Origin of the sequence: Curtobacterium sp. MCLR17_051 (genome assembly GCF_003234395.1) — a bacterium.
In the GTDB taxonomy this organism is placed as follows: domain Bacteria; phylum Actinomycetota; class Actinomycetes; order Actinomycetales; family Microbacteriaceae; genus Curtobacterium; species Curtobacterium flaccumfaciens.
This window is the reverse complement of the sequence record NZ_QKTA01000015.1, coordinates 62055-77092: the sequence shown is the minus strand read 5'-3', so window position 1 is coordinate 77092 and position 15038 is coordinate 62055. Positions and strand designations below refer to the sequence as shown.

General features: G+C 72.4%; 10 protein-coding genes. 5 read left to right on the top strand and 5 right to left on the bottom strand.

Annotated elements, in window-relative coordinates:
* Positions 1-100: 100 nt before the first annotated feature.
* From DEJ06_RS12945 to DEJ06_RS12930, 4 genes are all read left to right on the top strand, one after another.
* Entirely contained in the window at positions 101-1666 is a 1566-nt protein-coding gene (locus tag DEJ06_RS12945) for a DUF3375 family protein (protein WP_111039562.1), read from the top strand.
* Entirely contained in the window at positions 1663-2451 is a 789-nt protein-coding gene (locus DEJ06_RS12940; protein WP_111039561.1) for a DUF4194 domain-containing protein, read from the top strand. The genes DEJ06_RS12945 and DEJ06_RS12940 overlap by 4 nt, the downstream gene beginning before the upstream one ends.
* A complete protein-coding gene (locus DEJ06_RS12935) occupies positions 2448-5816 on the top strand; it encodes an ATP-binding protein (protein ID WP_111039560.1) in 3369 nt (1122 codons plus the stop codon). The genes DEJ06_RS12940 and DEJ06_RS12935 overlap by 4 nt, the downstream gene beginning before the upstream one ends.
* Before the next feature lie 386 nt (positions 5817-6202).
* Entirely contained in the window at positions 6203-6517 is a 315-nt protein-coding gene (locus DEJ06_RS12930; protein ID WP_111039559.1) for a hypothetical protein, read from the top strand.
* A 166-nt stretch (positions 6518-6683) separates the two neighbouring features.
* Here the strand turns inward: DEJ06_RS12930 and DEJ06_RS12925 are convergent, their stop codons facing one another.
* Positions 6684-8150 carry a peptide MFS transporter gene (locus tag DEJ06_RS12925; RefSeq protein ID WP_181436843.1) on the bottom strand — a complete coding sequence of 489 codons (1467 nt, stop codon included), beginning with the start codon at positions 8148-8150 and terminating at the stop codon, positions 6684-6686.
* A 198-nt stretch (positions 8151-8348) separates the two neighbouring features.
* On the opposite strand from DEJ06_RS12925, the gene DEJ06_RS12920 reads away from it, so the two are divergent.
* Positions 8349-10499, top strand: a complete 2151-nt coding sequence (locus DEJ06_RS12920; RefSeq protein WP_111039558.1) for an acyl-CoA dehydrogenase — start codon at positions 8349-8351, stop codon at positions 10497-10499.
* A 68-nt stretch (positions 10500-10567) separates the two neighbouring features.
* Here DEJ06_RS12920 and csrA read toward each other — a convergent pair whose 3' ends face one another.
* Genes csrA through DEJ06_RS12900 form a run of 4 tightly spaced genes read right to left on the bottom strand, consistent with a single transcriptional unit; the run spans position 10568 to position 15035 of the window.
* Positions 10568-10846 (bottom strand): carbon storage regulator CsrA, encoded by a 279-nt coding sequence (gene csrA / locus DEJ06_RS12915; protein WP_111030047.1) that lies wholly within the window; start codon positions 10844-10846, stop codon positions 10568-10570.
* A gap of 4 nt (positions 10847-10850) precedes the next feature.
* A complete protein-coding gene (locus DEJ06_RS12910; protein WP_111039557.1) occupies positions 10851-11816 on the bottom strand; it encodes a hypothetical protein in 966 nt (321 codons plus the stop codon).
* Entirely contained in the window at positions 11791-13845 is a 2055-nt protein-coding gene (locus tag DEJ06_RS12905) for a flagellar biosynthesis protein FlhA (RefSeq protein WP_027465543.1), read from the bottom strand. Before DEJ06_RS12905 ends, DEJ06_RS12910 begins: the two co-directional genes overlap by 26 nt.
* Positions 13842-15035 carry a flagellar biosynthesis protein FlhB gene (locus DEJ06_RS12900; protein WP_111039556.1) on the bottom strand — a complete coding sequence of 398 codons (1194 nt, stop codon included), beginning with the start codon at positions 15033-15035 and terminating at the stop codon, positions 13842-13844. Before DEJ06_RS12900 ends, DEJ06_RS12905 begins: the two co-directional genes overlap by 4 nt.
* Positions 15036-15038: the final 3 nt, after the last annotated feature.

Here is a 15038-nt window from a genome sequence, read left to right as displayed (position 1 = left end):
ACCACCGACAAGAGCCCGACGCAGCAGCGTCGGGCTCTTGTCATCTCATCAGGCCGCAGCACGCGGGCCAGACCACCAGCACGATCGGACGAAGGGGCGCATGACCGACGTCGACCTCGAGTTCGCCCGGGTCCGAGCGGTCCTCGACCGTCCGACCCTGCGGCTCATGTCCCGGCCGACCAGCGCCACGGTCCTGGCCGTGTTCCGCACGGTCTTCGATCGCGACGTGCAGTACGTCCCCGCCGACCGCATGCACCTGCAGGTCGAGGAACACGTCGCGCGCCTGCAGGCTGCGGGTGCCCGTGTGCCCGCGAGCGACCAGCCGGTGCCGGCAGCCAGCGCGCAGGCCGACAGCGAGCAGACCGAGGGCGAGCAGGAGGCCCGCCCGAACGGCCGCGCCCTGTGCCGCGAGTGGGTCGGCGCCCAGTGGCTCGTCCGCTCGAACTCCCCCGACGGCGACGAGCAGTACTCCCTGACGAGCCACGCCCTCGAAGCCCTGAGCATCGTCGACGCGCTGTCGGCCGACCGCGCCCTGATCAGCGAGAGCCGCCTGGCGATGATCGTCGACGCCGTGCACCGGTGGGCCGCCCGGGCCGAACCCGACCCCGACGTGCAGATCCGCCGGATCGACGCCCAGATCGCCGAGCTGCAGGCCGAACGGGAGCGCCTGGAGCACGGCGACGACGTCGTGGCCGTCGACGACGACCGGATGCGCGACGGGTACACGAACATCTCCGACCTGATCCGGCAGCTGCCGAGCGACTTCAAGCGCGTGGAAGAGGCGGTCGCGACGATGCACCGCTCGATCGTCGAGGACTTCCGGCAAGAGGTCCGCCCCATCGGCGAGATCCTCGACGACTACCTGGCGCGCACGGACAACCTGATGGAAGCGACGCCCGAGGGCCGTGCCTTCGAGGGCGCCTTCGAGCTCCTCCGCGACGACGCCCTGCTCCTGCGGCTCCGCGACGACATCGCGACGATCCTGGCGCACCCGTTCGCGCAGGGCCTCGGAGCCGGCGAGCGTCGGGCCTTCCGCAACACCGTGACGATCCTGCGCCAGGGCATCGAGGACGTCCTCGCCCAGCGCCGTCAGCTCACCGCCACGCTCCGCGACCAGATCGTGGCCCACGACGTCGTGCGCGACCGCGAGCTCGACGCCGTGCTCCGCTCGATCAACCGCGGCCTCGCCACCCTGATGGACCAGGGCGGCGCACGCGACCGGATCCCGCTGCCGCTGCTACCGGCGGCCGCCGAGGTCGGCACGCTGCGCGAGCGCTTCTACGACCCGGACGCCGAGTCCGTGCCGCCGCCCATCGAGGAACCCGACGACGACGTCTTCGAGGACCTCGACGTCGAGATGCTCCGCATGCACGGCGGGCCGCTCCTGACCGAGCTGCGCGCGGCACTCCGCTTCGCCGAGGCCGACTCCAGCGTCGACGCGTTCCACGGGCTGCCGCCCGAGCAGCGCCGACCGGTCGAGCTCTTCGGCCTCGCGCACCTGCTGACGGGGCGCGACGACTTCGAGTCCGCCGCGCACGTCGCCGAGCACCGCACGGTCCGCCCCGACGGCACCGCGATCACCTTCCACATGCCCACCGCTGCGCTCGACGACGAGCACCGTCCGGTCGGCGACGCACACGACGAGAACGCACAGGAGGCACGGTGAGCGACACGACGCCGGCACCGGTCGACGACACGGTCCCCTACGACGACCCCGCATCCGTGATGCAGGACGACGAGCGTGACGAGTCCAGCTTCGCCCTCTTCGAGGGCGACGAGGGCCGGCTCGACGAGCACCAGCGACGCGCCCTGGTGGCACTGCTGCGGCACTCGTACGTCAGCTCCCGCACGCACCCCGACGAGTGGCGCGCGGTGCTCGACGCCGAGTACCAGCTGCGGTCCCGCCTGAACGACCTGTTCCTCGAGCTGCACGTCGACCGTGACCGCGAGGTCGCCTGGAAGCGCCAGGCCCGGTCGGAGAGCCAGCGCCGCACGTTCCCGACCCTGCTCCGCGACCTGCCGTACACCCGCGAGGAGACGATCGTCCTCGTCTACCTGCGGATGCGCCTGCGCGCCGACGCCCGACCGGGCCCGGACCAGGTCGTCGTCGACCGGTCCGAGATCCTCGGGCACGTGGCGGGCTTCCGTCCGGCGACCGCGACCGACCGCACCCGCGACGAGGGCCGGGTCGCGAAGGCCATCGAGCGTCTCGTCACAGCACGCATCCTGATCCGCACCTCCGACCCGGACCGCTTCCGGGTGGCGAGCGTCGTCGAGGTGCTGCTCCCCCTGGAGCGCCTGCTCGAACTGGACACCTGGTTGCGGACCACCACCGCGCAGGGTGACGCGACCAACCCGGGCGGCGAGCCGACGGACGGGGACGACCCGGGCCTCCCGACTGACGGCGAAGCCGAGACCGACACCGACGACGAAGGCGAGACGGAAGCGTGACCGACACGTTCGAGATCCCGGCGCTCTTCGACACGGTCGCGCAGTGGCGCGCCGAGTCGATGCAGGTCGTCAACTGGGGTGGGTTCCACGGCCACCGGCAGGTCGAGCTGTCCGGCACGGCGACGCTCATCTCCGGCGCCTCGGGCACCGGCAAGTCCACGCTGATGGACGCCTACCTGGCCGTGATGATGCCGTCCGACGTGCCGTTCAACGGCGCCTCGAACGACGCCACCACCGGCCGCGCCCGCAGCGCCGACCAGCGCAACCTGCTCACGTACCTGCGCGGCAAGGTCGACACCCGGCGCGACCCGGAGACCGGCAGCCTGCGCGACGTGAACCTGCGCGGCGACGACCAGACCACCTGGGGCGCGGCGGCGGTCACGTTCCGGAACGACGACGAGCGGCGCTTCACGGTGCTGCGTGCGTACATCGTGCCGAAGCGCGCCCGCGGGGTCGGCGACATCCAGATGACCATGGCGACGGTCGACGACACCTTCGACCTGCGCCGGCTCGAGGAGTTCGTGCCGTCGCGGTTCCACCACCTCGAGCTGACCGGCCGTGTGCCGGGGCTCGTCATCCGCGACACCTACCAGGAGCTCGCGTACACGCTGCAGACCCGGCTGGGCATCGGCGACTCCGGCGGCGGCAACCGGGCGATGCGCCTGCTCGCCCGGATCCAGGCCGGCCAGCACCTGCCGACCGTCGACGCGTTGTACAAGTCGCTCGTGCTCGAGACCCCCGGCACGTACGAGGCGGCCGACCGGGCCCTCGCGCACTTCTCCGCCCTCGACGAGGCGTACGAGGCGATGGACACCGAGGAGCGCAAGGTCCGCATCCTCTCCCCCATCACCGACCTGCACGGCGAGATCTCGCGAGCGACCGAGGCCGCAGCGGCCCTGGACGGCATCGCGACCGGCGCCGAGGTGTCGCCGTTCGCACACTGGACGGCCTCGCGGAAGCGCGATCTGCTCGACGCCGAGGTCGCGCGCAACGCCCGGGAGCGCACGGCATCGCGCGCCGAGGTCGCCGCGGCCGAGGCCCGGCACGCCGCCGTCGAGATCGAGCTGCGCGACGCCGAGGCCCGGCTCCGCGACCAGGGCGGCAACGCGCTCGCCCAGCTCGAGGACCGCATCGAACGGCTCACCCGTGAGCGCGACGCCGTGGTGCGCACCCGTGGCACCTTCGACGAGCGCACGGCGGTGCTCGGCACGTCCGTCGCGACCGAGGCCGACTTCACCGCCGCGCAGCGCGCCTCGCACGAGTTCCTCGGGTCGTACGCCGACGCGCGCACCGCCCTCGACGAGCGCCGCGACGCCCTGACCCGCGAGGAGTACCCGCTCCTCGACCGCGAGCGGTCCCTGCGGCAGGAGCGCCAGTCGCTCGAGCACCGGCAGGGCGCCATGCCGCTGCCGATGCACGAGGCCCGGCTCGCGATGGCCCGTGCCACCGGCATCGACCCGGCCGAACTGCCCTTCGTGGCGGAACTGCTCGACGTGCTGCCCGGCGAGGAGCGCTGGCGCACGGCCATCGAGTCCGTCCTGGCGCCCGTCGCCCGCACGCTGCTCGTCGACCAGGACCGCCTCGGCGACTTCAGCGAGGCGATCGACGCACTCCGCCTGCCCGTCCGCGTGCAGTTCGAGGGTGTGCCGACCGGCCCGCACCTGGACCTCGACGGCGACCCGGCGATGGTCTCCGGCAAGCTCGCCATCAAGCCGTCCCCGTTCAGCACCTGGGTGCGCGAGCGGATCGAGTCCGACCGCACCGACGCCCGCTGCGTCGCCTCGGCGTCGGACCTCGGCGGAGGTGGCCGCCGGGTCACCGAGTCCGGGCAGCTCCGCGACGGCCGTCGTGGCGCGCACGGTGACCGCCGCCAGTCGAACGTCATCGGCTTCACGAACGAGGCCCGCGTCGCCGCGGTCGAGCAGGAGCTCGCCTCGATCGCGCAGGACCTCGCCACGCTCGAGGCCCGCCGCACCGACGTCGCGCAGGACCTCACCGCGCTCGACGTGCTCCGCGCCGCGCACCAGCACGTGGTCGACGTCACGTGGGCCGCGATCGACGTCGACGGGCTCGGGACCTCCCTCGCCCGGCTCGACGAGGAACGGCAGGCGCTGCTCGCCGCCGACGACGGCCTGCGGACGCTCCGGGCCTCGGTCGCCCGGCTCCGGAAGTCCCTCGACGAGGCGGCCGACCGTCGCTCCGCCGCACGGCTGTCCGTCCAGCGGCTCGAGGAGCGCCACGCGGTGCTCGTCGACGGCCAGGACGCCGCCGCCGAGATCCTGGAGCGCTTCGACTCCTCGCCCGGTTCGCTGCCGGACGACCAGCAGGCCCGCCTGCTCGAGGAGACCTTCGAGGAGATCGGCGCCCCGGACGGCGTCGACGGGTTCGACGACGCGACCCGACGGCTGAAGCGCCGGCTCGAGGAGCGCCTCACGCAGGCGCTCGACGGTGCCGCGGCGGCCTCGACCTCGTTGACGCTGACGTTCCAGCGGTACCAGGACGCCTGGCCCGACCCGAACCTCGGCACGGGCGTCGCGTCGTACCCGGACTACCACGCGATCCTCGACCAGATCGTGGCGACCGGCCTGCACGCGCGTCGGAGCGAGTGGCGTCGACGCCTGTCGCAGTGGAGCGGCGAGGACCTCGTCCCGCTCGCCGGCGCCTTCGACCGCGCCGTCGTCGAGATCGAGGAGCGCCTCGAGCCGGTGAACGAGATCCTGCGGGAGCTGCCGTTCGGCGCGAACCGGGACCGCCTGAAGATCCAGATCCGCCGGGTCACCCGCGAGGACGTCACCGCCTTCCGTCGGGAACTCCGCGCGCTGTCGGCCTCGGTCGACACCGAGCTGACCGACGACGTGCTCGAGACCCGGTTCCGACGGCTCCGGCGCTTCATGGCGGTCATCCGGCCCGACCCGGACGCCGCCCGGGGCCGCACCACCCAGCGCGACGCGGTGCTCGACGTCCGGCGGCACATGGAGATCACGGCCGTTCGGTACGACACCGACGGCAACGACCTCGGCGTGTACTCGTCGCTCGGCGACAAGTCCGGTGGTGAGACGCAGGAGCTCGTGGCGTTCATCGTCGGCGCCGCGCTGCGCTACCAGCTCGGTGACGAGACCCGCCCACGGCCCCGGTTCGCGCCGGTGTTCCTCGACGAGGCGTTCATCAAGGCGGACTCGGAGTTCGCCGGCCGTGCGGTCACCGCGTGGCTCCGGCTCGGGTTCCAGCTCGTCGTGAGCGCGCCGCTCGACAAGGTCACGGCACTCGAACCGTCGATGGAGCGGCTCCTGTCGATGCGCAAGCACCCCGAGACGGGCCACTCGTCCATCACCGAGATCGCCCGGGTGGAGCCGGCCGCCGTCTGACGCGGGTTGGGTCTGGTCGCGCGTGTCGGCTGGTCAAGACACCCCGCTCGGGTTCGCCGAGGGGTCACGAACTGTCGGATGGCGGCGCCGCAGCCGACAGTTCGTGACCACTCGACGCGTCGTCGGCGGGGTGTCCTGACGACCCGGCCCGCGCTCTGGTCGCGACCGACAGCGGCCTGGAGGCGCGGTGCGGGCCCGCCACGGGCCTCCCGGCCGCCCTTCCGCCGGTCGCAACACCCCGCTCACCTCCGCCGAGCGGTCACGACGCGTCGCCTGGCGGCGCCGCAGCCGACGGTTCGTGGCCACTCGACGCGCCGCAGGCGGGGCGTCCTGACCACCCGGCGGCCGGGCCGTCAGCGTGTCGACAGGTGCCGCACAGACGTTCCATGACCACTCGCCGCTACGGTGATGGCGTGTTCGGACGCCGCCGCTCCCCCAGTCCCCGCCCCGACGACGCTCCCGGTCTCGGCATCGGTGCCCTCGTGCAGGTCATCGACACCGATCGCGGTGGCGAGCAGTGGGCCGACGAGCCGATCGGGGTGATCGTGGCTCCCGGCGGGAGTCAGATCGGCGGGACACCGCGCACGTGGACCGTCGCCTTCGATGAGCCCGCGTACACGAAGGACGGCCGCGGCCCCTTCGAGCGCGCGACCGTCCTGAGTCGTCAGCTGGTGCCGGTCACGACCGACAGCGGCGAGTAGTCCGGGTCAGGGACTCAGTACTCCTCGGAGCCGCTCTTCATCATGGCCGCGACGGCCATGCAGCACCCGACGCCACCGAGGACGCCGACGCCGATGATGATCCCTGCGATGAGTTCGAGCATGGGTGGTGACTCCTTGGTTGCGTCGGCGTGTGGCTCCGCTCAGGTTACCGGATGCCGCGCATGAGCCGCAGCACCGGCTTGGCCAGGAGCAGCAGGACCACGCCCACCACGACGGCGACCAGACCGAGGATCGTGAAGTACGGGGCCTCGTTCGCCGGGTCGTAGTAGCGGGACAGCACCCCGGTGACGGCGGTGCCCAGCGACACCGACAGGAAGAACAGCGCGACCATCTGGGTCTGGAACTTCGGCGGCGCGAGCTTCGTGGCGACGGACTGGCCGACCGGCGAGAGCAGCAGCTCGGCGAGCGTGAAGACCAGCAGGATGCCGACGAGCGCCAGCAGCGGCGTGCCGTTCTCGCCCGAGCCGGTGAACGGCAGGAAGAGCAGGAACGCGAGCCCCATGATCCCGGTGCCGAGGGCGAACTTCGTCGGGGTGGACGGCTGGCGGTCGCCGAGCTTGGTCCACAGCGCCGCGAACACGCCGGACAGCACGATGATGAAGACCGGGTTGATCGACTGCACCCACGACACCGGCATCTCCCAGCCGAACAGCGAGCGGTCGAGGCGCTCGTCGGAGTAGACCGTCACGACGGTGAACTGCTGCTGGTAGAGCGACCAGAACACGGCACTGCCGATGAACAGCGGGATGAACGCGAAGACCCGCGACCGCTCGTCACGGGTGATGCCGCTCGACAGGATGACGACGAAGTAGCCGATGGTGGCCAGCACGACGACCGCCACCACGACGGTGGGCAGGTTGCCGACGTTGAGCAGGCCGGTCAGCACGGCGACGACGATGACGACGAGCGCGACGACGACGCCGGCGCCGATGAGCGGCAGACGGCGGCGGTCGACGGGGTTCGCCACGTGGCGGACGACCTCGGGCAGCTTCCTCCGCCGGATCGCGTACTGCACCAGGCCCGCGGCCATGCCGACGGCAGCCAGGCCGAAGCCCCAGTGGAAGCCGAGCGAGCTCTGCAGCAGCCCGGTGAGCAGCGGTCCGAAGAACGCCCCGAGGTTCACGCCGAGGTAGTAGAGCGAGAAGCCGGCGTCGCGGCGCGGGTCCTCGCGGCTGTAGAGGCCGCCGACGATCGTGGTGGCGGTGGCCTTGAGCCCGCCGGAGCCGAGCGCGATGAGCACGAGGCCGACCCCGACCCCGGCCACCCCGGGGATGAGCGCGAGGGCGATGTGCCCGAGCATCACGACGATCGCGCTGCCGAACAGGGTCCGGTCCGCACCGATCAGCCGGTCGGCGATCCACGCCCCGATGATCGTGAACAGGTACACCGCGCCGCCGTAGGCACCCATGATGCCGGTGGCGATGCCCTTGTCGATCCCCAGGCCGCCCTGCGTGACCGTGTAGTACATGTAGATGAGGACGATGCCCTGCATCCCGTAGAACGAGAATCGCTCCCAGAGCTCCACGGCGAACGGTGTGGAGAGCTCGAACGGTTGCCCGAAGAAGGTGCGTCCGGGACGGCCTTCGCGGTCCGCGGGGGTGGTACGTGACATGGCGGCCAGTCTGCCCCTGGCCGGGTGGGCACGCCCAATCGTCGAACCCCGCTCATGTCTTTGGAGGGTTCCCACGACCTCGTGACGGCACCGGCGACACGGGGTTGTGCGGCCCGCACGGCGTTCCCGCCACTGTCGGCACCGGTGTCTAGCGTGGACGGTGCAACACGGACACCGCAGTTCAGGAGGACTCCGCCCATGGTCGACACCGCACCCGCCCAGCGCACCACCCCCGCCAGCGGCAGCGACACCGCGCCGGACGTCGACGCGAAGAACGCCGCGCAGCACGCCGCGCCGAACGCCGACGCCGCCGGCGACCCGGCAGCGGGCACCCCGACCGCCGGGACGGACACCGACGTCCGCATCGACGTCGAGCTGGTGCAGGAGCTCCTGCTCGGACGCTGGGCCGAGGACCGCCGGATCTCCCGGCGGCTCGCGCTCGACCCCGCGATGCAGAAGATCGAGGGCCAGCCGATCCCCGAGCACCGGGCACGCGTGCTCGAGCAGCTCCGGACCCTGGTCGACGCCGGGGCGATCCAGCGCCCGTACCCCGCAGAGTTCGGCGGCCAGGACAACCACGGCGGCAACCTGGCGGCGTTCGAGGAGCTCGTCGTCGCCGACCCGTCGATGCAGATCAAGGCCGGAGTGCAGTGGGGACTGTTCGGGTCCGCCGTGCACCACCTGGGCACCGAGGCGAACCACCGCGAGTTCCTGCCGGGCATCGTCTCGTTCGAGGTCCCCGGCTGCTTCGCGATGACCGAGACCGGCCACGGCTCGGACGTCCAGAGCATCGCCACGACGGCCACGTACGACCCCGCGACCGAGGAGTTCGAGATCCACACGCCGTTCCGCGGTGCGTGGAAGGACTACATCGGCAACGCAGCCCTGCACGGGCACGCCGCCGTCGTGTTCGCGAAGCTCGTGACCGCCGGTGTCGACCACGGCGTGCACGCGTTCTACGTCCCGCTCCGCGACGCCGACGGGGCGTTCCTGCCCGGGGTCAGCGGCGAGGACGACGGTCCCAAGGGCGGCCTGAACGGCATCGACAACGGTCGGCTCGCGTTCGACCACGTCCGGGTCCCCCGCACGAACCTGCTGAACCGCTACGGCGACGTCGCCGCGGACGGCACCTACTCGTCACCGATCGCCTCGCCGGGCCGCCGGTTCTTCACGATGCTCGGCACCCTGGTGCAGGGCCGGGTGTCGCTCGACGGCGCCGCGGTCGTCGCCCAGAAGATCGCGCTGCAGATCGCCCTGACGTACGCGATGCAGCGTCGGCAGTTCCCCACCGGTGACGGCACCGAGGGTGTGCTGCTCGACTACGGCCGGCACCAGCGCCGGCTCATCCCGCGCCTGGCGACGGTGTTCGCGCAGTCGTTCGCGCACGAGAAGCTCCTGCGCACCTTCGACGACGTCTTCAGCGGGCGAGAGGACACCCCGGAGCGCCGGGAGGACCTGGAGACCCAGGCCGCGGCGTTCAAGTCGATGTCGACCTGGTCGGCGCTCGACACCCTGCAGGAGGCCCGCGAGGCCTGCGGCGGTGCCGGGTTCCTCGCCGAGAACCGTCTGACCGGGCTCCGCGCCGACCTCGACGTCTACGTGACGTTCGAGGGCGACAACACCGTGCTGCTGCAGCTCGTCGGCAAGCGCCTGCTCACCGAGTTCCGCGCGAAGGCCCCGAAGGACCCGGCCTCCACCGCGAAGTTCGTGGCGGCCGTCGCGGCGTCGAAGCTGGCCGACGCGTCCGGCATCCGCCGCCTCGGCCAGACCGTGGCCGACCGCGGGTCCCTGGCCGCCAGCGTCGCCGACCTGCAGGACCCCCGCACGCAGCGCGAGCTGCTCGCCGGTCGGGTCGACACCATGGTCGCCGAGATCGGCATGCGCCTGGCGTCGGCCGGCAAGGACCGCGCCCGCGCCGCCCGACTGCTGAACCGTTCGCAGCACGAGCTCATCGAGGCGTCGAAGGCGCACGCCGAGCTCATGCAGTGGGACGCCTTCACCGAGGCGCTCGACGAGGTCACCGAGGGCGACACCCGACGCGTGCTCGTCTGGCTGCGCGACCTGTTCGCGCTCGGCCTGCTCGAGCAGCACCTGGACTGGTACCTGCTGCACGGCCGACTGTCGGCGCAGCGGGCCCGTGCGGTGTCCGCGTACATCGACCGGCTCGTCGCCCGGGTCCGGCCCATCGTGCCGCAGCTGATCGAGACCTTCGGGTACGAGCCCGGTCACGTCCGGGCGCCGATCGCGCTCGGTGCGGAGCAGGCCCGACAGGACGAGGCACGTGCCTGGTTCGCCGCCGAGGCCGCCGCCGGCCGGCTGCCCGAACAGGAGAAGAAGCCCCGCCCGTGACGGACACACAGCCGCAGCCGTGATCGACGAGCAGCCGCGCCCGTGACGGGCGTGGCTGCGTCGGACGGCTAGGAGTCGGTCGGCTCCGACGGAGTCGAGCCGTCCGCGGCAGCCCCGCCACGCGCCCCGAGCGCCGCGCGCAACTGCGCCTCGGCGTCGTCACCGGCGGCGGCGGCCTCGGCGTTCGCCTCGGCGACCGCACGCACGACCTCTTCGCGCTGGATCTTCACACCGCGCGGGGCGTCGATGCCGATCCGGACGCCGTCGCCCCGGGAGTCGAGCACCGTGATGACGATGTCGTCGCCGACGAGGATCCGCTCGCCGACCTTCCGCGTGAGTACCAGCACCGGTTCAGCCTAGCGACACGACGGGCAGCCCCAGCAGGTCCACCGACCCGGGCGTGGCGGTCTCCCCCGCACCGATCGCCACGACACCGACCACGGGCAGCCGCGAGGCCACCGAGGACACCATCGCGGCCGAGTCCGCCGGCTTCCGCCCGACGTCGACCACGACCCACACCTGGTCGGCCTGCAGCGCGTCGCCGGTCGCCCGGTCGTCCCACGCGGCGACGGCGAGCACCGCGTGACCGTCCCTGACACCGTCGGCCCGCGCCAGGATCGCTGCACGGCGGTCGGCGGCGTCCGTCGGGCGGAGCGCGTGCCGCACCGCGAAGAGTCCGGCGGCGGCGTCGACGTCGTTCGGCCGCCCGACCAGGAGCACCAGGTCGCCGTCCGCAGACCGCACGGCCGGTGCAGTGGGCCGGCCCACCGGTGCAGGCGAGGGCGCGTCGAGGACGCGGGACGGGCCTCCCGACCGGGTCTCGACGACCGGCTGCGCGACGGCCACCGCCTGCGTGTCGGCCACCGTCTGCGCGTCGGCGGCGGCCTGGAGGCGCGGGTCGACCCCGGTGGGCGCGTCCGGCTCGGCCGGCGCGCGCGTCGGGCGCGGGGCGCTCGGCGTGATCCCGTCCGCCTGGAACCCGTCGAGCACCGACGCGAAGGCGTCGGCCCGCGTCGTCGCGGTGCCGTCGGTGCCGGCGATGCGGGCCTCGGCCGCCTCGGCGTCGGCGAGCAGCGCGGCGATGCCGACGCGCTGCACGGGCGAGTCGGCGATGACGACCCGGGCGGTGGGCTGGTCCCCCGGTTCCGGCACCTCGACGGTGGCCTCGACGTGCGCCTTGCGGAACAGTCCGCCGAAGCCCGGGGTGGTCACGCGTTCGGCCGCGACGATCCGCGCACCCGCACCGAACTCGGTCCGGACCGCGTCGCGGACGGACTCGAGCGTGGCGCCGCTACGCTGCAATCGGGTCGGCGGCACGGACCACTCCCACGGTCTCGATGGTGGAGCCCGCGGCGGTGGCCTCCTGGTACGACAGCACCGGGAGCCCGTTCGACTGGGCGGCGACCATGCGGTGCACGGCCGGGCGGAGCTGCGGGGCGCAGACCAGGACGGCGGAGAGCCCCTGGTCCTCCACGGAGCGCACGGCGTCGCGGACGGAGCCGAGGACCTGCTCGATGCGGTGCGCGTCGAGCACGATCTGGCTGCCCTGCTCGGACGGCCGGAGCCCCTCGAGCATCGACTGCTCGAGCATCGGGTCGATCATGATGACGCGGAGGGTGCCGGCATCGGTGTGCCGGGCGGCGAGGGCCGGTCCGAGGGCTGCACGGGCGGACTCGACGAGCCCCTCGGGGTCGGTCGACACCTTGGCGCGGAGCGTGAGGGCCTCGCAGATCCGGCCGAGGTCGTTGATCGGCACGCGCTCGGCGAGCAGGCCCTGCAGCACCCGCTGCAGTTCGGCCATCGAGAGCATGCCGGGGACGAGCTCCTCGACCGCGGCGGGGTTGACCTGCTTGACCCCCTCGGTCAGGACCTTGACGTCCTCGCGGGTGAGCAGGCGCGCGGCGTTGTCGCCGATGACCGCCTGCAGGTGGGTGACGAGCACGGAGACCCGGTCGATCACGGTCGCGCCGGTCATCTCGGCGGCGTGCCGGAGTTCGGCGGGCACCCACTTGCCGGTCAGGCCGAACACCGGCTCGACGGTCGAGGTGCCGGGCAGGCCGTCCAGGTGGTCGCCGAGCGCCAGGACGCTGCGGGCGGGCGCGGTGCCCCGACCAGCCTCGACCCCGGCGATCCGGATGGCGTACGTCGACGGCGGCAGGTCGATCGAGTCGCGGGTGCGGACCGGCGGGACGACGATCCCCATGTCGATCGCGATCTTGCGGCGGAGCGCACGCACCCGGCCGAGCAGGTCGTCGGAGGCGCCGGACACCATGTCGACCAGGTCGGGGGCGAGCAGGATCTCGAGGGCGTGCACGCGCATCTGCTCGAGCAGGTCCTCCGGGGTGTCGCCGGTCGGTGCCGCGGCCGCGAGTGCCTGCTGCTGGGCGGCGTCGGCCTCGGCCCGGGCGGCGTTCCGGCCGATGCGCCAGCCCGTGAAGAGCAGGGTCGCGCCGACGAGCAGGAAGGGCAGGATCGGCATGCCGGGGATGAAGCCCATCGCGATCGCGGCGACACCGGCGATCATCAGGGCGTTCCGCGACTGCGACAGCTGGGTCGCGGCCGAAGACCCCATCTCGGACTCGGCGCCGGACCGGGTGACGATCATGCCCGTCGACACCGCCATCAACAGCGCCGGGATCTGCGTGACCAGGCCGTCGCCGATCGTCAGGATGCCGTACTTCGACAGAGCGTCGGTGGCGGACAGTCCGTTCTGCAGCATGCCGATCGCGATGCCGCCGATCAGGTTGATGATGATGATCAGGATGCCGGCGATCGCGTCGCCCTTGACGAACTTCGACGCACCGTCCATCGCGCCGTAGAAGTCGGCCTCGGCGGACACCGCGGCGCGGCGCTCCTTGGCTTCCTGGTCGGTGATCAGCCCGGCGTTCAGGTCGGCGTCGATCGCCATCTGCTTGCCCGGCATCGCGTCGAGGGTGAAGCGTGCCCCGACCTCGGCGACGCGCTCGGCACCCTTCGTCACGACGACGAACTGGATGACGATGAGGATCAGGAAGATGACCGCGCCGATGATGATCGACCCGGAGACGGCGACGTGGCCGAACGCCTGGATGACGTCACCGGCGAAGCCCTCGCCGAGCACCAGCCGGGTGGACGCCACGTTGAGGCCGAGCCGGAACAGCGTCGCGACGAGCAGCAGGGACGGGAACACCGAGAAGTCGAGCGGCTTCTTCACGAAGAGCGTCGTGAGCAGGATCACCAGCGCCAGCAGGATGTTGATGATGATCAGGAAGTCGAGCAGGAACGACGGCACCGGCAGGATCAGCAGCAGAATGATGCCGACGATGAACACCGGGACGACGAGCTTCGGCAGGTCCTTGCGGTTCATGCGGGGAGTCCTTCGGTCTGGTTCTCTGCGGTGCGCGGTGTGCGGAGCCTGCGGGGGCGGAGGTCACCGGTCAGGGTGGCGGGGTCGACGACGCTCGCGACCTCGTCCGGGGTGGTCGGCCGTGGCGGCGCGTGCGTGCCGGCAGCGGTGCCACGGGCCTTGAGCGCCATCACGAAGGACAGGACGCGGGCCACCGGCGTGTACAGGTCGACGGGGATCTCGTGCCCGAGCTCGCACGCGGCGTGCAGGGCCCGGGTGAGCGGGACGTCGCGGACGATCGGCACGCGTTCTTCTTCGGCACGGGCGCGGATCACGTCGGCGACCGGACCGGCCCCCTTCGCCACCACCCGGGGCGCGGACTTCCCCGGCTCGTACTTGATCGCGACGGCGTAGTGGGTCGGGTTCGTCATCACGACGTCCGCGGTGCCGATGGCCTGGATCATCCGGTTGCGGCTCATCGCGAGCTGACGGGAGCGTCGCTGCGACTTCACCAGCGGGTCGCCGTCGCTCCGCTTGTTCTCGTCCTTGACCTCGCGCTTGGTCATCATCGTGCGCTTCCGGTTGCGGCGGATCACCACGAACACGTCGAGGGCTGCGAGGACGAGCCCGGCGACGATCGCGGCGCGCAGCAGGGTGCCGGACCCGGCGGCGGCGGCCTCGAGCACGGCCGACAGCGGCAGGGAGCCGCTCGTCATCAGGACCGGCATGAGCCCCTGCACCGCGAACCAGAGGACGAGTCCGACGACGGCGGTCTTGAGCAGCGCCTTCGCGCCGTTCCAGAGCGCCTGGGTGCCGAACACGCGCTTCAGTCCGGCGACGGGATCGAAGTGGTCGGGCTGCGGCGTCATCTTGCGGAAGTGCACCCCGCCCTGGGTGACGGCGGCGGCGAGCACCGCGACCGCGACGACCGCGAGCATCGGGCCGAGGGTCGCGCCCATCGAACCGAGGGCGTCGGCGAGCAGGGCCTGCACGGCACCGAGCTCGGGGTCCTCGATGACCCGCTGCACGGCGAGCAGCTGGTCCTGTCCGGCGGCCGCGGCGTTGCCGATCGCGGCCGGGATCATGAGCGCCGCGACGGCGATCCCGATCCACGCGCCGAGGTCCTGCGAGCGACCGATCTGGCCCTTCTCATGGACCTCGCGCATCCGCTGCTGGGTTGCCTGTTCGGAACGTTCTCCGCTGTCGGACACGTC

Bases quoted from the DNA above. Each gene is read 5' to 3' on its own strand.
- DEJ06_RS12945 (WP_111039562.1), top strand. From the start codon at position 101: ATGACCGACGTCGACCTCGAGTTCGCCCGGGTCCGAGCGGTCCTCGAC.
- DEJ06_RS12930 (WP_111039559.1), top strand. From the start codon at position 6,203: ATGACCACTCGCCGCTACGGTGATGGCGTGTTCGGACGCCGCCGCTCC.
- DEJ06_RS12925 (WP_181436843.1), bottom strand. From the start codon at position 8,150: ATGTCACGTACCACCCCCGCGGACCGCGAAGGCCGTCCCGGACGCACC.
- DEJ06_RS12920 (WP_111039558.1), top strand. From the start codon at position 8,349: ATGGTCGACACCGCACCCGCCCAGCGCACCACCCCCGCCAGCGGCAGC.
- DEJ06_RS12905 (WP_027465543.1), bottom strand. From the start codon at position 13,845: ATGAACCGCAAGGACCTGCCGAAGCTCGTCGTCCCGGTGTTCATCGTC.